The sequence below is a fragment of the Microvirga arsenatis genome, assembly GCF_009910705.1.
GTDB classification, from domain to species: Bacteria; Pseudomonadota; Alphaproteobacteria; order Rhizobiales; family Beijerinckiaceae; genus Microvirga; species Microvirga arsenatis.
The window spans coordinates 184520-205107 of the sequence record NZ_JAAAXJ010000008.1 but is presented as its reverse complement, the minus strand read 5'-3'; the positions used below and the strand labels follow the sequence as shown (position 1 = coordinate 205107).

Annotated in this window: 23 protein-coding genes; 14 read left to right on the top strand and 9 right to left on the bottom strand. The window is 65.8% G+C overall.

Going from position 1 to position 20588, the window contains the following annotated elements:
* The first annotated feature begins 85 nt into the window (after positions 1-85).
* Positions 86-484, top strand: a complete 399-nt coding sequence (locus GR303_RS16200; RefSeq protein ID WP_161724124.1) for a winged helix-turn-helix transcriptional regulator — start codon at positions 86-88, stop codon at positions 482-484.
* On the opposite strand, the gene GR303_RS16195 is transcribed toward GR303_RS16200, so the two are convergent.
* The gene (locus tag GR303_RS16195; protein ID WP_161724122.1) at positions 481-1392 is read right to left on the bottom strand and encodes a LysR family transcriptional regulator; all 912 of its coding nucleotides are present in this window, start codon (positions 1390-1392) and stop codon (positions 481-483) included. The genes GR303_RS16200 and GR303_RS16195 overlap by 4 nt on opposite strands.
* A gap of 102 nt (positions 1393-1494) precedes the next feature.
* Here GR303_RS16195 and wrbA point away from each other — a divergent pair, with 102 nt between their 5' ends.
* From wrbA to GR303_RS16140, 10 genes are all read left to right on the top strand, one after another.
* Entirely contained in the window at positions 1495-2121 is a 627-nt protein-coding gene (gene wrbA / locus GR303_RS16190; protein WP_161724120.1) for an NAD(P)H:quinone oxidoreductase, read from the top strand.
* Positions 2121-3320, top strand: coding sequence for an MFS transporter (locus tag GR303_RS16185; RefSeq protein WP_343038467.1), 1200 nt, complete (start codon positions 2121-2123; stop codon positions 3318-3320). Before wrbA ends, GR303_RS16185 begins: the two co-directional genes overlap by 1 nt.
* Before the next feature lie 22 nt (positions 3321-3342).
* Positions 3343-3567, top strand: a complete 225-nt coding sequence (locus GR303_RS16180) for a hypothetical protein (RefSeq protein ID WP_161724119.1) — start codon at positions 3343-3345, stop codon at positions 3565-3567.
* Positions 3557-3946, top strand: a complete 390-nt coding sequence (locus tag GR303_RS16175; protein WP_161724118.1) for a hypothetical protein — start codon at positions 3557-3559, stop codon at positions 3944-3946. The genes GR303_RS16180 and GR303_RS16175 overlap by 11 nt, the downstream gene beginning before the upstream one ends.
* Before the next feature lie 260 nt (positions 3947-4206).
* The gene (locus tag GR303_RS16170; RefSeq protein WP_161724116.1) at positions 4207-4851 is read left to right on the top strand and encodes an MBL fold metallo-hydrolase; all 645 of its coding nucleotides are present in this window, start codon (positions 4207-4209) and stop codon (positions 4849-4851) included.
* A 112-nt stretch (positions 4852-4963) separates the two neighbouring features.
* Positions 4964-5881: an arginase family protein gene (locus GR303_RS16165; RefSeq protein WP_246205664.1), complete on the top strand. Its 918-nt coding sequence runs from the start codon at positions 4964-4966 to the stop codon at positions 5879-5881.
* 59 nt (positions 5882-5940) lie between these two features.
* Positions 5941-6573 carry a LysE family translocator gene (locus GR303_RS16160; protein WP_161724114.1) on the top strand — a complete coding sequence of 211 codons (633 nt, stop codon included), beginning with the start codon at positions 5941-5943 and terminating at the stop codon, positions 6571-6573.
* Positions 6574-6988: 415 nt separating this feature from the next.
* Positions 6989-7966: a TAXI family TRAP transporter solute-binding subunit gene (locus GR303_RS16150; RefSeq protein ID WP_161724112.1), complete on the top strand. Its 978-nt coding sequence runs from the start codon at positions 6989-6991 to the stop codon at positions 7964-7966.
* An 80-nt stretch (positions 7967-8046) separates the two neighbouring features.
* Entirely contained in the window at positions 8047-10218 is a 2172-nt protein-coding gene (locus tag GR303_RS16145) for a TRAP transporter permease (protein ID WP_161724110.1), read from the top strand.
* A gap of 71 nt (positions 10219-10289) precedes the next feature.
* Positions 10290-11111 (top strand): tellurite resistance TerB family protein, encoded by an 822-nt coding sequence (locus GR303_RS16140; RefSeq protein ID WP_161724108.1) that lies wholly within the window; start codon positions 10290-10292, stop codon positions 11109-11111.
* A 13-nt stretch (positions 11112-11124) separates the two neighbouring features.
* Here GR303_RS16140 and GR303_RS16135 read toward each other — a convergent pair whose 3' ends face one another.
* Positions 11125-11787, bottom strand: a complete 663-nt coding sequence (locus tag GR303_RS16135) for a hypothetical protein (RefSeq protein WP_161724106.1) — start codon at positions 11785-11787, stop codon at positions 11125-11127.
* Between the two features lie 162 nt (positions 11788-11949).
* Between GR303_RS16135 and GR303_RS16130 the strand changes: the two genes are divergently transcribed.
* Both GR303_RS16130 and GR303_RS16125 read left to right on the top strand, forming a co-directional pair.
* Entirely contained in the window at positions 11950-13758 is a 1809-nt protein-coding gene (locus GR303_RS16130; RefSeq protein WP_161724104.1) for an IlvD/Edd family dehydratase, read from the top strand.
* A gap of 18 nt (positions 13759-13776) precedes the next feature.
* Positions 13777-14520: an SDR family oxidoreductase gene (locus GR303_RS16125; protein ID WP_161724103.1), complete on the top strand. Its 744-nt coding sequence runs from the start codon at positions 13777-13779 to the stop codon at positions 14518-14520.
* Between the two features lie 13 nt (positions 14521-14533).
* On the opposite strand, the gene GR303_RS16120 is transcribed toward GR303_RS16125, so the two are convergent.
* Positions 14534-14809 carry a tetratricopeptide repeat protein gene (locus GR303_RS16120; protein WP_161724101.1) on the bottom strand — a complete coding sequence of 92 codons (276 nt, stop codon included), beginning with the start codon at positions 14807-14809 and terminating at the stop codon, positions 14534-14536.
* Positions 14810-15080: 271 nt separating this feature from the next.
* Here GR303_RS16120 and GR303_RS16115 point away from each other — a divergent pair, with 271 nt between their 5' ends.
* Positions 15081-16043: an AraC family transcriptional regulator gene (locus GR303_RS16115; protein WP_161724099.1), complete on the top strand. Its 963-nt coding sequence runs from the start codon at positions 15081-15083 to the stop codon at positions 16041-16043.
* Here GR303_RS16115 and GR303_RS16110 read toward each other — a convergent pair.
* The 6 genes from GR303_RS16110 to GR303_RS16085 form a co-directional block, all read right to left on the bottom strand.
* Complete coding sequence (locus GR303_RS16110) at positions 16034-17014, bottom strand: 2-hydroxyacid dehydrogenase (protein WP_161724097.1); 981 nt, start codon at positions 17012-17014, stop codon at positions 16034-16036. The genes GR303_RS16115 and GR303_RS16110 overlap by 10 nt on opposite strands.
* A 25-nt stretch (positions 17015-17039) precedes the next feature.
* Entirely contained in the window at positions 17040-17345 is a 306-nt protein-coding gene (locus GR303_RS16105; protein WP_161724095.1) for a TfoX/Sxy family protein, read from the bottom strand.
* Positions 17342-18268 (bottom strand): DMT family transporter, encoded by a 927-nt coding sequence (locus tag GR303_RS16100; protein ID WP_161724093.1) that lies wholly within the window; start codon positions 18266-18268, stop codon positions 17342-17344. Before GR303_RS16100 ends, GR303_RS16105 begins: the two co-directional genes overlap by 4 nt.
* An 89-nt stretch (positions 18269-18357) precedes the next feature.
* Positions 18358-18885 carry a MarR family winged helix-turn-helix transcriptional regulator gene (locus GR303_RS16095; RefSeq protein WP_161724091.1) on the bottom strand — a complete coding sequence of 176 codons (528 nt, stop codon included), beginning with the start codon at positions 18883-18885 and terminating at the stop codon, positions 18358-18360.
* 94 nt (positions 18886-18979) lie between these two features.
* Entirely contained in the window at positions 18980-19804 is an 825-nt protein-coding gene (locus GR303_RS16090; protein WP_161724089.1) for an ABC transporter permease, read from the bottom strand.
* Complete coding sequence (locus GR303_RS16085) at positions 19804-20583, bottom strand: ABC transporter ATP-binding protein (protein WP_161724087.1); 780 nt, start codon at positions 20581-20583, stop codon at positions 19804-19806. The genes GR303_RS16090 and GR303_RS16085 overlap by 1 nt, the downstream gene beginning before the upstream one ends.
* Between the last annotated feature and the right edge of the window lie 5 nt (positions 20584-20588).

Below are 20588 nucleotides of genomic sequence, written 5' to 3'. Positions count from 1 at the left end.
GCCAGCGGTACTGGCCGCTTCATCCCCGCTCAGCGAACCACCAAGTGAACGCTGACGGTGATCACGATCACCAGAACGAGTGATCATGATCGTGTGGAACCACCGATCACCATCCCTGGAATACGCACCGATGCTGGCGGACTGCCCGGGCCGCGAGATCTTCAACCACCTGACCAGCCGCTGGGGCTTTCTCGTTCTGCTCGCCCTCGCGGATGGCCCCCTTCGCTTCCACGCCCTACGCGACCAGGTGGAAGGTGTGAGCGAGAAGGTGCTCTCGGAAACCCTCCGGACACTTGTCCGGGACGGGCTGATCACGCGGAGCGTCAACCCGACTGTTCCGCCACAGGTGACCTATGCCCTCTCCGATCTTGGGCGAGAGGTCGCTCCCCTGCTTGACAAGGTACGGAACTGGCTGGCTTGGCGCGTCTCCGATGTTCTCGCAGCGCAATGCGAGTTCGATCAGAGAGGAACTGCGGGGGGCTAGATCCGCACTGCTGTCCGAAGCAAAGCCTTTCGGAACACATGAGCGGCAGGCCCGAGCGGCTCGTCCAGGCGGTGAGCGACATAAGCCTCAGAGGACACCTGCCCCTTCCGGCCGAGCGCCTTCGTGGCGAGGCGCACCAGGCGCCCTTCGCTCAGATCGCGCTCCACCTGCCAGAACGGCAGACGCCCCCATCCCAAGCCCGATAGGATCATGGCATGCTTGGTGTCCTGGCTGCTGACTCGACAGGTCTGGGGCGAGAGCACGCCGAAGCTGCGCCCTTCCGACAGGGGCGTGGGATCGGCCAGAACGATCTGAAGATGGTCGGCGAGATCGGGCAAGCCGAGATTCTCGCCCTTCGAGCGCAGGCCTAGCGGATGCTTTGGCGAGACCACAGCCACCTGCTGGATGGAGGCGATGGCTTCGAGCGCAATCCGCGGATCGCGGAAGTCCTCGCCCACGACAAGGGCGAGCGCGCTGCGTTTCTCAATCAGTGCCGTGATCGGACCGCCCAGGGGCTCCACGGCCAGCCGGATCGAAACCGCGGGATAGGCTATTCGCATCTCCGCCAGCGCCGCTCCGACGGCTGCAATCGGAAACAGGGTGTCCACGGTCAGCGAGAGCTCGGACTCGACCCCCTCGCCGAGGCCTCGCGCTCGGGCACGCATAGCGTCGACCCTGAGGAGAATGTCACGGGCATTGGCCAGTAGCACCTGTCCTTCCGGTGTCAGCGCCGGACGATGGCCGGACCGGTCGAACAGAGCCACTCCAAGTTCAGCCTCCAGGTTGGCAATGGCGTGGCTGACGGCGGACTGGACCCGTGACAGCCGCGCGGCGCCCGAGCGGAAGCTGCCGCTCTCCGCCACCGTCACGAAGATCCGTAATTGATCCAGCGTCAGCACATCGAGCATGATCTATCCAGTCGATCAAACCCATCGATTTTATCTCACTCCCGCAAATCAAGCACAGGCGTATTCTCCCTGCAACTCATCCTGAGAAGCAGAGGAACAGCGATGACAAGGGTGCTGGTGCTGTATTACTCGTCCTACGGCCACATCGAGACCATGGCCAGAGCCGTTGCCGATGGTGTGCGGGACGCTGGAGCCGTGGCCGTGATCAAACGGGTTCCGGAACTCGTCCCTGACCACATCGCGCAGAAGGCCGGGTACAAGCGCGATCAGCCGGCCGAGATTGCGACCGTTGCGGAGCTGCCCGACTATGACGCGATCATCTTCGGCACGCCCACGCGCTTCGGCAACATGGCCTCGCAGATGAAGAACTTCCTCGACCAGTGCGGCGGCCTCTGGTTCGAGGACAAGCTGGTGGGCAAGGTCGGCAGCGTCTTCACCTCCACCGGCAGCCAGCATGGCGGCCAGGAAAGCACGATCCTGTCCGTCCACAATGTTCTGTTCCATCTCGGCATGGTGGTTGCCGGACTGCCTTACACCTTCAAGGGCCAGGGACGCATGGATGAGATCACCGGCTGCTCTCCCTACGGTGCCTCGACATTGGCCGATGACGGCAACGGCGGGGATCGCCAGCCCAGCGCCAATGAACTCGCGGGCGCCCGCTTCCAGGGGCGCCATGTCGCCGAGATCGCTCGTGCCCTGGCCGCTGCGCGGCTGAAGGAGGCGGCATAGTGACCATCGCAGCATACGCCCCAGCCCTGCGCGACACCCGCTGGAGTGTCGTCAGCGTGGTGGTGGGGGCCGGCATCGTCACCGCAATCCAGGTTGGCAAGGCCGCCATCGCCACGCCCCTGCTGCAGGCGGACCTCGGGCTTGATCTCGCGGCGGCTGGCTGGCTGACGGGGATCTTTGCCGTTCTTGGGCTCGTGGGAGGTATTCCCGCCGGCACCCTTGTCGCCCGCGCTGGGGATCGCCGGATACTGGTCCTCGGCCTCGCATCGGTTGCTCTGGGAGCAATCACCGGGGCGACTGCACCCGGGTACACGGTGCTTCTCGCATCGCGAGTTCTGGAAGGCTTCGGCTTTCTTCTCGTCACTGTCGCCGGTCCCGCCATCCTGAACCGGGTGGTGAGGGACGGGCAGCGCGACATCGCCCTCGCTCTGTGGAGCTGTTTCATGCCCGCCGGCATGGCGCTTGCCATGATCGTCGGCCCCCTGTTCGGCGACTGGCGCATGCTCTGGTGGGCCAGCGCAGGACTTGCGGCGGCGGCTATCATGGCGGGGTTGACCATGATCCCGGCTGCGCCAGCACGCATTGCCGTCTCATGGAGGAGGACCGTCTCCGACGCGATGCGCGTGCTGACAAGCGGGGGACCGGTCCTGCTGGCAGTGTGTTTCGCCTTCTACAGCCTCATCTTCTTCGCCCTCTTCAGCTTTCTCCCCGTGCTTCTGATGGAGCAGATGAAAATCGCGCACGGCACCGCCGGGCTGCTCGGTGCCCTGACCACGGGCGCCAACATCATCGGCAATCTCGGAGCGGGCTATCTCCTGGCACGCGGTGCCAGCCGATCCTCAATCCTGTTCGGAGCGTACCTGATCATGGGCCTTGCCGGGCTTGGCATCTTCTCGCAGGCCTTCGGCCATATGCCGACTTTCCTGCTCTGCCTCCTGTTCTCAAGCGTTGGCGGCATGATCCCGGCCACCCTGATCTCATCGGCTCCGCTCCTGGCGCCATCCGCAGCGCTTGCATCTGTTGCCATTGGCTTGGTGATGCAGGGCAGCAATCTTGGCCAAGTGATCGGCCCTGTCGCGGTCGGCGGTGCGATCGAGACCTTCGGGTGGACGGCCGCAGCGGGGATCGTCGCCATCGCGGCGCTGATCGCCGCCGCAGTCGCCGTGTTCATCCGCTCCGATCACAATCCGACCGGCTGAGTGCTTGAGAAGGAGACAATCCATGGAGTGTCTGTTTGATCGTCTCTATGGCGTCGGGGCTGAGACGCTGAGTTTTGCTCCGACATTCCAGGGCCGGGCCTTTCTGCTGCGTCGCAGGGAGGGCAACATCCTGACCTACAGCTCTGGACGAATGAAGGAGGAAACCGACGGGCTTCTCGCACAGGGCGGCATCGCGCGCCACCATCTCAACCATCGGCGCCAGGGCGGAGGCCAAGATGAATCCTAGTCCGCTGAAATCCGACGAAATGATCCTGTTCCGCAACACGATGCGGATCACGGAAGGCCATCTTCACGACTTCAAGCGAGCCATTATCGAGGCGGTTGAATTCGTGGAGGAAAACGGCCCGCAGTTGATGGTCCAGACCTTCATCGACGAGCAACGCATGCTCGCGGTCAGCTATCAGCTCTACCGGGACTCCGAGGCTGTCCTCGAGCACTGGCGGCTTGCCGACCCATACATCGCCAAGGTCATGGAACATTGTGTGGTTGCGGAATTCCAGATTCACGGCGAGCCGAGCGCGGCGGTACTGGAACGGATGCGTCCAATGCTCGATGACGGTCGGGCAACCCTGACGCCGCGCCTTGCAGGCTTTGTTCGGCTGTAGGGTACCGTCAGCTCGTCAGCCTGGCCACGCCCATGGAACCTCCTTAGCAAGCCGTTTGGGGAAAAGATGAATCGATTGGTCGGAGCCCGGATCGAGAAGGAGCGGTCCTGCACTTTGCTCGGAGAGCTCGCGCGTCTTGCGGGTGGGAAGCGGCAGCGGGGATCATCCTGATCTCGGGCTTGATTGCCGCCATGGCCGCGCTTGTCGTCAGCTTCGGTGACGCAGCAATTCCTTAAGAGTGCCTCTGAAGGAGCCAAACGATGGAGCGATTGTTCGATCATCTCTATGCCGTCGGGGCAGAGACGCTGAGCTTTGCCCCAACTTTCCACGGCCGGGCCTTTCTGCTGCGTCGCCGGGACGGGAACCTCCTGGTCTACAGCTCCGGGCGGATACAGGAAGAAGCCGACGCCCTTCTCGCCCAGGGCGGGATCTCTCGCCACTATCTCAACCATCGGCACCAGGCGATGACCTCCTGCGACTGGGTCTCGGAGCGCTTCGCTGCGCCGCTCCACGTTCCAAAGCTCGAGGAGGCTGCGATTGCCGCGACTTGCCGGGTCGGCGGCACTTTCGAGGGGCGTGAACTGCACTTCCCGGATTTCGAGGTGATCCCCACGCCGGGCCACACGGAAGGCTCGACCTGCTTCCTCTGGAGCGACGGGCAGCGCCGCTATCTGTTTACCGGCGACACCATCTATCTCAAGGATGGCGAATGGGTTGCGGCCGTACTCGGCGTAAGCGACCGGGCGGCTTACCTCCGGTCGCTGGCCCTGATTGGCGAGTTGGACTTCGACGTCATCGTGCCGAGCATGGCACGGGGGCCTGCCTACCAGGAGACCAATCGGGCAGATATCCGCAGACGCATCGCTGCGATTGCCGAGCGCCTCGAGCGGGGAGAAACGAGTTGAGGCTCTCGAAGAAAAACACGTAGAGTCACCCATCGAAGCAAGTGGGAGCCGTTCCAGCGCGTCATATCCGACGTCAAGCGACTGAATGTATCAGCCCAGGTTCAGGAGTATCATGCCCCGCAGAATCGTCCTCATCCGCGCTCCCTCCAACCTGGGCTTGCGCCCGCTCGCTCCTCGCCATGAGCCCGGAACCTGGCGTGCTCCTCAGGCCCTGACGCAAGCAGGTCTCGTCGATGCCCTATCGCCGATGCGGATCATCGACCTCGAACGTCCGAGTTATCAACCCGGCGCTGAGGCGGGCACGAACCTTCGCAACGGCACGGCCATCCGGAACTTCAACCTTGCGCTTGCCGACTGCGTTGCGGCCCTCGATGACGATCCGGCGTCCTTCCCGCTCGTGATCGGAGGCGACTGCTCCATCCTGCTCGGAGCCCTGGCGGGATGCCGCCGGAGAGGACCGCTGTCCCTGGTGCACATCGACGGGCACAGCGACTTCCGCCATCCCGGCAATTACGACGCGGGAGCGGTGCCCGGCGCCGTTGGCGGCATGGCCCTCGCCCTGGCCACCGGCCGCGGCGAGGAGCTCCTGACCGACTGGCCAGGGGTGGCCGCTCCCCTGGTTCCCGATGAGCAGGTCGTGCAGATCGGCGAGCGCGAAAGCCGCGATGCCGACTTTGCTTGGCCGGACGTCAATGACACCGCGATTACCCGGATCGATGTGTTCACGGCCCGTGACCTTGGCATCGCAGACGTGATTGCCCGGACCCAGGCGACTCTCAGGAAGAAGCCGGACTGGCCGTTCTGGATTCATCTCGATGTGGATGTTCTTGACCAGACGCTCATGCCGGCCGTCGACTGCCCGGGAAGTCCCGGCATCGACGAGGCGGATCTGATTCTTCTGCTGGGTACACTCGTGGCCGACGAACGCTGCGCCGGTATGACGGTGACAATCTTCGATCCCGACCTCGACCCGGAAGCCGAATATGCACACCGACTCGTGTCCATGCTGCGGACGGTGTTCTCCGGATGATTTGCATGACATTCTATGCTCCGACACTCGGCCAGCCGAGGTCATGAAGGAGGGCTGCGATGAGCACGTTCCTGGCGTTTCTGAGTCTTGCGGCAATCGTGATCATCACGCCCGGTCCGGATACCGCCGTCACCATCCGGAACACCCTGCTTGCCGGACGGACCAGCGGCATGATGACGGCGCTTGGGATCGCCAGCGGCCAAGCGATCTGGGCCTTGGCGACAAGCGCCGGGATCGTTGCCATTCTCCTCGCATCGGAGCCGCTTTTCCTGGCCATCAAGTATGCTGGCGCAGCCTATCTGATCTTCCTCGGTCTCCAATCCCTGCATGAGGCAGTCCGGCCTTCGGCCGCCGAGGCAACCGTAAGCAAGGAACGTGTTGCCCGGACCTTGAGCGCCGCCGCGGCGTTCAGGCAAGGCGTCATCAGCGATTTGGGCAACCCGAAGATGGCCGTGTTCTTCGCGAGCCTGCTGCCGCAATTCGTGCCCGCGGAGGATGCGACGTTCGTCTCGTTCTTCATCCTCGGCCTGATCTTTGCCCTGATGACGCTGGCCTGGCTCGTCCTGTATGCCATCGTGGTTTCCAAGATCGGAGACCTCTTGCGCCGCCCGACTGTTCGGCGCTGGATCGAGGGCGTGACCGGATCCGTTCTGATCGCGCTCGGCGTCAGGGTTGCAGTCGAGCAGCGGTAGCGTTCCTTGCCGGTCCTTCGTAACCCGCTCGACATGAGTTCAAGCCTCGGTGATTTCAGGGCCCGCAGCAAAAACACAAAGCCCTCGGCGGGCAAACACCGGTGGGGGCTTTGGCGCGTCTGAAGACCTCACAGCCCTCGCAGCAGCAAAGGCGGCACCCCGCAGCCCGGCACCGGCACGGAATACAAGAGCCCCTGCCCATCCTCGCAGCCCAGACGCCGCAGATGCCGCTCCTGATCCCGGCTCTCCACACCCTCCGCAGTCACCCGAAGACCAAGGCTCCGCCCAAGACCGATCACCTCGTCGTCGGACGAGCGGCATCGATCCAGCCCCCGTGGACGAACACCAAAATCCCGTTAGAGTGATGCGGAACCGTATTGCAAGCGGTCGATCCTTCACGAGGGGAGTTCACACCATGTCACTGACACGCCGCGACCTGGCCAAGATCGGCCTTGGATTGGGGGCCGCCACCGCCCTTGGACGGGGCGCCTTCGCCCAAGCCCCTGCCTTCTTCCGGATCGGAACGGGCGGCACGGCCGGCACCTACTATCCCATCGGGGGCCTGATCGCGAACGCGGTGTCGAACCCGCCGCAGCTCGTCCTGACGGCGCAAGCCTCCAACGGATCGGTGGCCAACGTCAATTCCATTGCCTCGGGTGCGCTCGAATCCGGCTTCAGCCAGGCCGACGTGGCCTATTGGGCCTATAGCGGCACCGGCCTCTTCGAGGGCAAGGGCAAGATGGAGGATCTGCGCCTGCTCGCCAATCTGTACCCCGAGAGCATCCACCTCGTGGCTGCGAAATCGGCCAACATCAAGTCGGTGGCCGATCTCAAGGGCAAGCGCGTCTCCCTCGACGAGCCGGGCTCGGGCACCCTCGTGGATGCGCGCATCATCCTGTCCGGCTGGGGCCTGAAGGAGACCGATGTGAAGGCCGACTTCCTGAAGCCCAACCAGGCGGCCGAGCGCATGCGCGACGGCGGGCTGGACGCCTTCTTCTTCGTCGGCGGCTATCCCACGAGCGCGATCACCGAGCTCGCCGCCACCGGCGGTGGCATCGACCTGGTGCCGCTCTCGGGCGCCGAGGCGGAGTCCATCCGCAAGCAGTACAGCTTCTTCGCGGCCGACGAGATCCCGGCCGGCACCTACAAGGATGTGGGCGCCGTGAAGACGCTGGCGGTCGGCGCGCAGTGGGTCACCTCGGCCAAGGTGCCGGAAGCCGTGGTCTACGAGGTCGTGAAGGGTCTCTGGAGCGACAAGACCCGTGCGGCGCTGGATGCCGGCCATGCCAAGGGCAAGCTCATCCGCAAGGAGAGCGCGCTTGCCGGCGCAGGCATTCCGGTCCATCCCGGCGCGCAGCGCTTCTACAGGGAAGCCGGTCTGCTGAAGAGCTGACGATCCGTTACGCCTCCGTGACAGCCTCCCGCGCCGGCCGACGCGGGAGGCAGTTTGCTTCTGAGCCTCAAGAGCATGCCATGACCGCCGCCGATGCCCACGTCCTCGTCGAGAACCGCAGCCTCGAGGAAAAATTCGATCCCGAGATGCGATTCAGGCCCCTGCCGACAGGCACCGCGTGGCTCGTGGCGGGGCTGCTGTTGGCCTTGTCGTTCTTCCACTACTACACGGCAGGGTTCGGATTGCTGCGGGAGGCGACCCACCGCGGCATCCACATGGCCTTCGTGCTCGGCCTGATCTTCCTCGTCTTCTCCGCCTCGAAGAAGGACTACGAACGGGTGGCCCCGTCGAGCTGGTGGCGCCCGGGCAGCATCGCGCTGGTCGACTGGGCCCTGGCCGTCGCGGCGGCTGTGGTCAGCCTCTACGTGCCCTGGATCTTCAACGAGCTGGCTTTCCGCGTCGGCAATCCCTCGATCACGGACGTGGTCATGGGCACGATCCTGATCCTCGTCCTGCTGGAGGCGACCCGCCGCTCGGTAGGCTGGCCGCTGCCGGTCATCGCCATCGGCGTGATGCTCTATGCCTATTTCGGCCCCTCCATGCCGGGCATCCTGCAGCATCCCGGCGCCTCGTGGTCGAACATCGTCAACCACCTCTACCTCACCAGCCAGGGCATCTACGGCATCGCCCTGGGAGTCGTGGCCACCTACGTGTTCCACTACGTGCTCTTCGGCGTGCTCGCCACGCGCGTGGGTCTCGGCAAGCTCTTCATCGATCTCGCCACCGTCGTTGCGGGGCGCTATGCCGGCGGACCGGCGAAGGTCTCGATCTTCGGCTCGGCCCTGTTCGGCATGATCTCCGGCTCCTCCATCGCCAACACGGTGACGGTCGGCTCGCTGACGATCCCGGCGATGATCCGCGTCGGCTATCAGCGCCATTTCGCGGCGGCCGTGGAATCGGCGGCCTCCACCGGCGGGCAGATCACGCCGCCGATCATGGGGGCTGCGGCCTTCCTGATGGTCGAGTTCCTGAACCTGTCCTACCAGACGATCATCCTGGCGGCGATCGTTCCGGCCATGATGCATTTCTTCGGCGTGTTCATGCAGGTTCATCTCGAGGCAAAGCGCGCCGGGTTGAAGGGGCTGCCGGCGGAGGAACTGCCGAAGGCGGCCCAGGTCATTCGCGAGGGTTGGCAGACCGTCATGCCGCTTGCGGTCCTGCTGATCGTGCTGTTCTCCGGCTTCACGCCCTATCTGGCGGCCTTCTGGGGCATCACGGCCTGCCTTGTGGTCGGCGCATCGCGGGAGCCCGTCGTCACGCTCGGCTTCCTCGCCGCCGTCGTGGCGGGCATCGCCATGGGCGTGCTCACGCAGCTCGTCTTCGTGGGGCCTGTGCTCGCCTTCGTGCTGGCGCTTCTGGTCTACACCTATCTCGGGAGCGAGGCCGGCAAGGCGGTGGTGTTCGACCTCGTCGACGCCTTCGTGGTCGGCGCGAAATATGCCATCGGCGTGGGAGCGGCAGCGGCCACCGTCGGCATCATCGTCGGCATCGTCACGCTCACGGGCGTGGGCTTCAAGATCTCCTTCATCGTCACGTCCTTCGCCGCCCAGCTGGCCCAAGGCTTCATGGACCTGGTGCCTGCGGGGCTTTCCGACATGAAGGCGATGACCCTGTTCTTCACCCTGCTGATGACCGCCATCGTCTGCATCCTTCTCGGCTGCGGCGTGCCGACGACGGCGAACTACATCATCATGGTCACGGTCGCGGCGCCGGCTCTCGGTCTGCTCGGCGTGCAGCCGCTCGTGGCGCATTTCTTCGTCTTCTACTACGGGGTGCTCGCCGACATCACGCCGCCCGTGGCGCTGGCGGCCTATGCCGGAGCCAGCATGGCCGGCGCCGATCCGTTCAGGACCGGCAACACGGCCTTCCGCCTCGGCCTCGGCAAGGCGCTGGTGCCGTTCGTCTTCGTCTACGGCCCGGCCATGCTCATCGTCACGCCAGAGTTCACGTGGCCGAGCTTCCTGTTCGTTACGGGCGGCGCCGTCGTCGGCATCGTGTTCCTGTCGGCGGCCTTCGCCGGCTATGGGCTGACGGTGATGCGCGCCTGGGAGCGCTGGCTCATCGGCCTGGCGGCCCTGCCGATCATCGCCCCCGATCTGGAAACGACCCTGATCGGCCTTGCGATCGCAAGCCCCGTGGTCGTGTCGCAACTGGTCAAAGCCAGAGCTGCCATGGTGCCGAGGCCGGCCTGAGCCGGCAACCTGAACCATTCGGCGGCGCCTCCGTTGATCTTGGCTTGGATCGAGAACAGCAGGAGGGCCCCATGGTCGAATACCGGAAGCTTTTGGACGCATTCATCGGAGCCATCGGCCGTCCCGATCCGCAGGGCTCAGGCCAGCCGGGCCCGGGCGGCGTGCGGCAGCAGGTCGAGAAGAGCGTTGCTCAGGTGACCGGCCAATCGCCCGATCAGCTCCTGCAGAAGGCCAAGGATTTCGCCGTCCAGCATCCGGGCCTCACCCAGACCGCCCTGGTCGGCCTGGCGGGGCTCCTGTTCGGCCGGCGCAAGAAGAGCAAGCTCGGCGGCAACCTGGTCAAGCTCGGCGGCCTCGCCGTGATCGGCGGCCTTGCGTACAGGGCCTATCAGAACCTGCAAGCCGCCCAGGGCGCTGCCGCCGGCGGGCCGGGTGCGGCGGGCGCGCCTTCGGCCGGTCCGGCACCGCAGCCGGACGAAGCCGTCGCGCAGTCGGCGCTCAGCGTGCCGGAAACCTCCCGCTTCCATCCCGTGTCGCAGACGGAGGACGATGCGCTCCTCTTCCTGCGCACCATGGTGGCGGCCGCGGCAGCCGACGGGCACATCGACGAGGCCGAGCGCTCGCGAATCACCAAGGGGCTGACCGAGGCGGGGATCGACCCGGACGCCACGCGCTGGCTCGAGGGCGAAATGGCTTCCCCCGCGGACGTGGAGGAGCTTGCGGCCGGGGTGAAGGATCCGGAGAAGGCGGCCCAGGTCTATGCGGCGGCCCGCATCGCCATCGATCCCGACACCATCCAGGAACGCGAGTTCCTGCATCAGCTGGCCGAGGCGCTCGACCTCGACCCGGCCGTGCGGCGCCAGATCGACGACACCGCCGGCGCCATGGGCTGAGAGACGCCTCCGATCAGAGGGGCGCAACCCGGCCCAGGGGCTTGATGCTCTGGTACCGCACAGTGGTCTGGGTGCCCCTCTCCTCGTAACGCTTGGCGAGAACGAAGCCGAGCTCGGGCGAATAGAGATCCGTGTGCTCGCCAATGACCTTGCCCTCCGCGTTGAGGGACCGGTTGCGCACGACCAGGACGTTGTAGGAGCAGGATCCGAGCTGGAGCTGCTCCTCGCCCGTCACCGTCAGCTCGAGGGAGATCAGGGCGCCCACCTTGTCCGGCTGCGCCGGGGCATAGGTGAGGGCGCGCTTCGCCTTCGGTTCGAGGGGGAAGACGGCGCGCAGATCGGAGACGGGCACGTTGATGCTGCGGGCCGTGTCGTCGAAGCGGCTGATCGGGAAGAAGCCCCGGTAGTAGATCACGTTCTGTTTCTTCCCGCCTGGGTAGGAATTCACCACATGCACGAAGTGGCCCGGAGCGGGACGCACCTCCGCGCTGGTGCCCTGACGCTCCAGAACAAACCCGAGCTTCGCGGTTTGCGCGTTGGGGCAGTCGTCCGCCCAGGCGGGGGAGGAAAGAGCGGCCGTGACGGTCAGGAGGAGGGCGCATCGAAACATGGCGGGCCGGCTGGAGTTATGGGATGACAGGGCAAGGCCAGGGAAGGCGTTGTTACTGGGTAACATAGCAGCATCCTCGCCGCTTGGAAATGCAGGCGGGACAGGGCCGGCGAGGATTCCCCGCCTGCAAAAAAGCCTCGGTGCGGTCCGCATGAAAGGTTGATCTTGCCCGCGGTCCCGGATCAAATGCTCACGAAATCGATTACAAAAGCCCGAAAGGAATGAAGAATGGCTGAGAGGCCTCACCGTCGCACACCCGATCAGCTTCGCTCGCGGCTTTGGTTCGACAACCCTGACAACCCGGGCATGACGGCGCTCTATCTCGAGCGCTACCTGAACTTCGGCCTCACGGGCAAGGAACTGCAGGGCAAGAAGCCGATCATCGGCATCGCGCAGACCGGGTCCGATCTGTCGCCGTGCAACCGGCATCACCTCGAACTGGCCAAGCGCGTGCGCGAGGGCATCACGGCCGCCGGCGGCGTGGCCTTCGAGTTCCCATGCCATCCGATTCAGGAGACCGGCAAACGCCCGACCGCCTGCCTCGACCGCAACCTCGCCTATCTCTCCCTCGTCGAGGTGCTCTACGGCTATCCCCTCGACGGCGTCGTGCTGCTGACCGGCTGCGACAAGACCATGCCTGCCTGCCTCATGGCCGCTGCGACCGTGAACATTCCGGCGATCTCGCTCAATGTCGGGCCCATGCTCAACGGCTGGCATCACGGCGAGCGCACGGGCTCCGGCACCATCGTGTGGAAGGCGCGCGAGCGCCATGCGGCCGGCGACATCGACTACCAGCAGTTCATGGACATCGTCGGATCGAGCGCGCCCTCCGTCGGCCATTGCAACACCATGGGCACGGCCTCGACCATGAACGCTCTCGCCGAGGCGCTCGGCATGTCCCTGCCGGGCTCGGCGGCCATTCCCGCGCCCTATCGCGAGCGTGGACAGATGGCCTACGAGACGGGCCGGCGCATCGTCGAGATGGTGTGGGAGGACCTGAAGCCCTCCGACATCATGACCCGCGAGGCGTTCGAGAACGCGATCGTCGCCAACGCGGCGATCGGCGGCTCCACGAACGCGCCGATCCACATCAACGCGATCGCCAAGCATATCGGCGTGCCCCTCGACAACGACGACTGGGAGCGCATCGGCTTCGAGATCCCGCTGCTCGTGAACGTGCAGCCGGCGGGCGAATATCTGGGCGAGGAGTATTTCCGCGCCGGCGGCCTGCCGGCTGTGCTCGCGGAGCTGATCGGGGCAGGCAAGATCCACGAGGATGCGCTCACCTGCACCGGCACCACCATCGGCGAGAACTGCCGCGGCAAGCATACCTGGGACCGGGATGTGATCCGCTCCTACGACAATCCGCTGAAGGAGAAGGCAGGCTTCCTGAACCTCAAGGGCACCCTGTTCGACTCAGCGATCATGAAGACGAGCGTGATCAGCCCCGAATTCCAGGAGCGCTACCTCAACAACCCGGAGGACCCAAACGCCTTCGAAGGCCGCGTCGTGGTGTTCGACGGGCCCGAGGATTATCACCATCGCATCGACGATCCGTCGCTCGACATCGACGAGCACACGATCCTCATCATGCGCGGCGCAGGCCCCGTGGGCTATCCGGGCGCGGCGGAGGTGGTGAACATGCAGCCGCCCGGCGCGCTCATCCGGCGGGGCGTTCTCTCGCTGCCCTGCATCGGCGACGGGCGCCAGTCCGGCACGTCGGGCACCCCGTCGATCCTCAACGCCTCGCCGGAGGCCGCCATCGGCGGCGGGCTGGCGCTGTTGCAGACGGGCGACCGCATCCGCATCGACCTCAACAAGCGCACGGCCGACATTCTCCTTCCCCCTGAGGAGCTGGAGAAGCGCCGTGCCGATCTCGAAGCCCGCGGCGGCTATCCCTACCCGGCGAGTCAGACCCCCTGGCAGGAGATCCAGCGCTCCATGGTCGACCAGCTCTCCGAAGGCATGACCCTGAAGCCCGCCGTGAAGTACCAGAAGGTCGCGCAGACCTTCGGCGTGCCGCGCGACAATCACTGACCTGCAACGAGGGCCGTCATGAACAGGCTTCAGGGAAAGACGGCTCTCGTCACGGCGGCGGGGCAGGGAATCGGGCGCGCCATCGCGGAAGCCTTCGTCCGCGAGGGCGCACGCGTCTTCGCGACGGATCTCGATGCGGCGAAGCTCGACGGCCTTGAGCGTGCCGAGAGGCGAAAGCTCGACGTGCTTTCGAGCGAGGATGTTGCGCAGCTCGTCGCTGAGGCCGGTCCGTTCGACATCCTCGTCAACGCCGCCGGCTTCGTGCATCACGGCACGGTGCTGGACTGCTCCGACCGGGACTGGGATTTCTCCTTCGACCTGAACGTGAAGTCCATGCACCGCACCATCAAGGCGGTGCTGCCGGGCATGCTGGAGAAGGGCGGCGGCTCCATCGTCAACATCGCCTCCGGCGCCTCGTCCGTGCGCGGCATTCCCAACCGCTATGTCTATGGCGCGACGAAGGCGGCGGTGATCGGGCTGACGAAAGCCGTGGCGGCCGACTTCATCAAGCGCGGCATCCGCGCCAATGCGATCTGCCCCGGGACGATTCAGTCTCCATCGCTCGACGAACGGATTTTTGCGCAGGCGGAAAGCTCGGGTCAAAGTCCGGAGGCGGTGCGCCAGGCCTTCATCGACCGCCAGCCCATGGGGCGGCTCGGCACGCCGGAGGAGGTGGCGGCGCTCGCCGTGTACCTCGCCTCGGATGAAGCGAGCTACACGACGGGCCACATTCATCTGGTGGATGGCGGTTTCGCTCTCTGATGCCCCCACGGCTTTAATTATGAGCGTCCCCGCCATCCACCGAAGGGCGGGAAGCACGCTCCGCCCTCTCGAGCCAGGCTGCCGCCTGCTCGTGCCGCCAGTCCATGCGAAGGACCGTGCGGAAATCCCGCGCCGCCTTATCGTACTGGGTCAATGCAAAGTAGATGCGCCCCCGCAGCAGATAGAACAGAAGAGTCCGGGGCGCCTGCTCCTCTCCCGCTTTCCGGAACATGACAAAACTCGGAGAGAGCCCCTTGTGGTGAGTGATGGTGATCCGGCCAGTGGTCATCGCTTCATCCGTCATGGCTTGAAAACTTTTCGCCTGGTCCGATTCCCGAAACGGGTGTCCAGCTGGTGAGGACAGGAGAAGGGTCGCATGGTGGTTACGCAGAGGAAATCGGAGAAGCGCATGGCTTGTCGGAATTGCGCAGAAAAATTACCATCCTAATCTTATGGAAGTCAGAATATTTCCTGGCGCGCAACGAGGTATCATCGACATGCCGGACGAATTGACGTCGCCAGAGCCAAGTGTTCAGAGCAACGGCACTGTCGATTTTTCGATGACGACGCGGAGCCTCGACCAGATCGAGGACATGTGCAACAGAGTTGTCACGCCACATACACTTCACAGTTCGGGTCGCAATACAGCGGTCGATTGCAAGCTCAACGTTCACGGCTCGAGGGATTTCGGCCTCTTTCACATCGGCTACGGGGCCTCGCTCGCGGTCCAGGTTCCGGCCATCGACGACGATGACCGCCTCGCCATCCTGCTCGCTCCATCCGGCGCAGGTCAGGTGAAGGTGGAACGCCAGGAGAGCACGCTGACGGGGAGCCGTGGCGCGGTTCTCGCATTCGGTCCGGAAATCTGGCTCGACTACGACGAGGACTGCGAAACCCTCGCCCTGCTGTTCAGCCGCCGCAAGATCTCGGAGCACCTTGCACGGATTCTGGGCCGCGAGATCGCGCAGCCCGTCGCATTCCAGATGGAGCTATCCCTGGACACCCCGTCCGGATCGAGCTTCCAGCGCCTCATCCAATATGCAGCGGAAGAGTTGAGGCAGCCTCATTCTTTGACCCGGCAGCTGCCGGCGGTGCGGCAGCAGCTCGAACAGCTCGTGATCTCCACGCTGCTCCTCAGCCAGCCCCACACCTTCTCGTCCCTGCTGCTGCAGCCTCAATCGGCGGCAGCTCCCTTCTATGTGAAGAAGGCCGAGGCCTACATCGAAGCGCACTTTGCCGAGGCTTTGTCCCTGGCCGACATCGCAGCCCATGCGGGTGTCAGCGTCAGGAGCCTGCAGAACGGGTTCCAGAACTTCCGCAAGATGACGCCGATGGCGTTCCTGCGCTCGGTCAGGCTGCAGCGCTGCCGGCAGGCTCTTCTCAGGGCCGATCCGGCCGTCTCGACGGTGACGCAGATCGCGATGAGCTGCGGCTTCAGCCACCTGGGCGAGTTTGCGGCCCATTATGGGCGCATGTTCGGCGAGACCCCGAAGCAGACCCTGTTCAGGACGTCCTATCTCTGACGGATCCCATTGGGCATCCAGGGCGTCTCCGGCACCGGCGTCAGCGGCCCCTTGCCCTCGAACCAGGCGATCAGGTTGTCCGCCACGAGCTTGCCCATGGCATTGCGGGTATGGACGGAGGCCGATGCGATGTGGGGCAGCAGCACCACGTGCTCCATCTCGATCAGCTCCTGCGGCACACGGGGCTCGTCCTCGTAGACGTCGAGGCCGGCGCTGAGGATCGTGCCCGAGCGCAGCGCCTCGATCAGCGCCTGCTCGTCCACCACGCTGCCCCGCGCGACGTTGATGAGCACCCCATTGGAGCCCAGCGCCTTCAGGACGTCGGCATTGATGAGGTGGCGGGTCGCGGCGCCGCCGGGCGTGATGACGATCAGCACGTCGCAGGCCTCCGCGAGGCCGACGACGGTGGGATGATAGGGATAGGCCACGTCGTCCTGCTGCGTGCGTCCGTGATAGGCGATGCTCACGTCGAAGCCCGAAAGCCGCCGGGCGATGGCCTTGCCGATCCGGCCCAGGCCGACGATGCCGATCCTGCGTCCGCGCAAGGTGGCCGAAAGCGGGAAGGGCGCCTTGAGCCATTGGCCCTCGCGCAGGTAGCGATCGGCCTGCGGGATCTTGCGCAGGGTCGCCAGCAGCAGGCCGATGGTGAGATCGGCAACCTCGTCGTCGAGAACGCCCGGCGTGTTGGTGACCACGATGCCGCGCCGGGCCGCTTCCGCCGCATCCACGTTGTCGTAGCCCACGCCGAAGCTCGCGATGATCTCCGCATGGGGCAGGCGGTCGAGGAGCGAGGCTTCGAGCCGGCCGTAGAGCGTGCTCGTGGCGATGCCGCGGATGCGCGGCCCCACATCCCTCAGGAAGGCCTCCTGGTCCGGCTGCTCCCACAGACGGTGGAGGGTGCAGGCTCTTTCCAGGGTCTCGATGACGATCGGCCTCATCGGCGCCGTCATCAGGATGTCGGGTGGGCTCATGGGGTTTCCTGTCGTGCAGCTTCGGTCAGGGGAGGGAGCAGCGCGCGACCCCGCCCCGGCGCAGGGCCGCGTCGACGGCCTTGGCCTCGCGCTGGAGCGCGGCCTTCACATCATGGGGCAGGTCGAGCCAATGGCAACCGCGCAGTGCCGCCTCCAGGGCGTAGAGCGCATTGAGGCTGACGCGCTGCGGCAGCATGAACTTGAGGCGCCGGTACGCCTCGACGGAGCCCATGGCCCGCAGCTCGCCCGCGGTGCGGATGCCGGCTTCCTGCAGCCATCCCTGCGTGACGGGGCCGATGCCGGGCAGGGTGTGGAGAGGGGCATCGCTCATGCGGATCCATCCGGGGTGCGTGGCTTCATGCGTTCGCGGGAGAGCAAGTAGAGCCCCGATGCGATGACGATGCCAGCCCCGACGAAGGTCCAAGGATCGGGCCAGTCCCCGAACAGAAGGTAGCCGAGCACGAGCATCCAGACGATCTGCGTGTAGATGAAGGGTGCCAGGATCGCCGCCGGCGCCCGGGCATGGGCCAGAACGAGGAGCCAGTGCCCGAAGGCGCCGTAGAAGCCCGTGGTCGCCAGCAGGAACCAGACGAGGGGCGAGGAGGGCGTGGTCCAGATCCAGGGCAGGACGGGGGTCACGAAGACGATGCCGGCGAGGCTGGAATAGAGCGTGGTCGTGGCGATCGAATCGCTCCCGGCGAGCATCCGCGTCACGATGTTGTAGAAGGCATAGGCCACGGATCCCGCGAGCGACAGCAGGGCTGCGGGATGCATGGTGCCCAGGCCGGGGCGCGCGATCACGAGGATGCCGGCGAAGCCGACGGCGATGGCGGCGAGGCGCTGCCAGCCGATGCGCTCCCCCAGGATGGGACCTGCCAGCAGCGCCACCAGGAGGGGCGTCGCGAAGATGATGGACTGGGTTTCGACAAGCTGCAGATATTGCAGGGCAAGGAAGTTGCAGAGGGTCGAGGCGAAGAGCAGGAAGGAGCGGATGAGCTGAAGGGTGAGGCGGCGGGTCCTGAGGGCGCCCGGCTGCGTTCGCGGGTTGACGACCGCGAAGGTGAGCAGGGCCGCCGACATGTAGCGCGCCCACACGGTCACCATGGGGTCGACCGAGCGGTTGAGCCACTTGGCCGTCGCGTCGAGGCAGGAGAAGCAGAACAGCGCCGCGCACATGAGGGCGATGCCCGTCAGCCGGTTGCGGCGCTGGGCGAGCGTGCTGGCGGGCACGGACGGGGAGACGGTTTCGGCCATGTCGGGGATGCTAGCCGTTCCCTCCCCCGGAGGCGAATACCCCGGACGCACGCGGGCCGTGCGCCAGGGGCAGAGGTCGGAGGCCGCCGTCAGACGGTCGCGGCGAGTTCCGGCTCGCTGGCCTCCAGTCCATCGGCCTCGTCGTCGGTGTCGAAGCCGGTCTGGTCGGCTCCCGTGAGGCCGGCGAGATTCTTGGCAGCCCGGCGCAGGAGCTTGCGCAGGCGCTTTCGGTCCTTGTTGTCGAAGCCCTGGAGCAGTTCGGCCTCGACCTCGTCCCAGAGGGCGTCGATGGCAGCGGCCCTGCGCTTGCCTTCCTTGGTGAGCTTCACCCGCACGACCCGGGCGTCGCCGGGCTCCGTGTGGCGCTCCACCAGCTTGAGGGCGGACAGGCGAGAGACGGTCTTCGACGCCGTCGGCGGACGCACCCGCAGGATGGCCGCCAGCTCGCCCATCGTCATGGGGCCGGAATTGCTGAGAGCTTGAAGCACCTGCTCCTGCCCGGCGAAGAGGCCGAGCTCGGAGAGCTTGTCGCCCGTGCGGCTCCGATGCAGGCGCGAGGCTTGAACCAGAGCCCATCCGACGCTCTTGATGCCCGGATGCTTGATATCGGTGTCCATTGTCCCTCGCCGTTCGAAGCGTTGCCTTTCGTACCATGAGCGGAACTCATGACGGTACGATGACAAGCCGGCACAGTATTAACAGGCTAAGGGATCACGGTCGCCCGGCAAGGGCGCTCTCGTGCCAGCGGCGCAGCAGGATGTGGCTCACCGCAGCCAGCAACAGATAGAGCCCGATGCCGGTGAGCGCCAGGAGAACGAGAGCTGCGAAAAGGCGTGGGATGTTGAGACGGTACTGGCTCTCGATGATGCGATAGGCGAGCCCCGAGCCGGCGCCCGCCGAGCCCGCCGCCATCTCGGCCACCACGGCGCCGATGAGGGAAAGCCCGCCGGCGATCCGCAGCCCGGCCAGGAAGGCAGGAAGGGCCGCCGGGCGGCGCAGATACCAGAGCGCCTTCAGCCGTGCCCGCATGCGGGTCAGGGGGGAGTCGGAGGCGGGAGCGCCATAGAGCCGGAAAAGATCCATCAGGTTCCGGTCCACCGATTGCAGCCCCAGCATCGTGTTCGACAGGATGGGGAAGAAGGCGACGAGCCAGGCGCAGGCGAGAACGGCGGCGTCCTGCGGCATGTAGATCAGGAGCAGGGGCGCAATGGCGATCACCGGGGTCACCTGCAGCGCCACGGCGAAGGGGTAGAGCGAGTACTCGACGATTCGCGACAGGCTCAGCAGGACGGCCAGGAACACGCCGCCGCCCACCGCGAGCGCCAGGGCGAGGAGGGTTGTCCTGAGCGTGGTCAGGAGGGAGGCCCACAGAAGCGCCCCGTCGGCCACGAGGGTGGTGGCGACGAGGCTCGGCGCCGGCAGGATGTAGGGCGGAATGCCCTGCAGGCGCACCGCGCCCTCCCACCCGGCGAGCGCTGCGCCGAAGACCGCAAAGGGCAGGACGATCTTCAGGCGGCGGGAGGAGGCGGCGGCCATCACGCGTTCTCCTCGACGGAATGTTCGAGCAGGATGCGCGAGATCTCCCCGCACAGGGCCGCGTAGCGCGAACCGGTGCGAAAATCCGGCATGCGCGGCCCGGGCGCTTCGCCGGCGACGGTTGCGACGACGCGGCCTGGGCGCGGGGACATGACGGCGATGCGGCTCGACAGGTAGGCGCTCTCGTAGACGGAATGCGTGACGAACACGATGGTGCAGGCGAGCTCCCTCTGCAGGCGCAGGAGATCGTCGTTGAGCCGGAACCGCGTGATCTCGTCGAGCGCCGCAAAGGGCTCGTCCATCAGGAGCAGGCGCGGCTTGAGCGAGAGCGCGCGCGCAATCGACACGCGCATCTTCATGCCGCCCGACAGCTCGCGCGGATAGGCCCTCGCAAAATCGGAGAGCCCGACGAGGGCGAGGCTTTCCGTGATGCGCTCCTGCGCATCGCGCTTCGACACGCCCCGCAGGCGCAAGGGAAGCCACACATTGTCCGCCACGTCGGCCCAGGGCATCAGCGTCGGCTCCTGGAACACGAAGCCGATCTCGCTGCGATGATCCGCATCGGCGGAGCCGGGCCAGGTCACGGCTCCGGAGGTGGGTGCGTCGAGACCGGCGATGAGGCGCAGCACCGTCGACTTGCCGCAGCCGGAGGGCCCGAGAAGCGACACGAACTCGCCCGTGCGAATGCCGAGATCGAAGCCTTCAAGCGCCGTCACGCCGTTGGCGAAGACCTTGGTGATGCCTTGCAGGGTGACGAGCGGGGATGCGGGCGCGGTCATGGCAT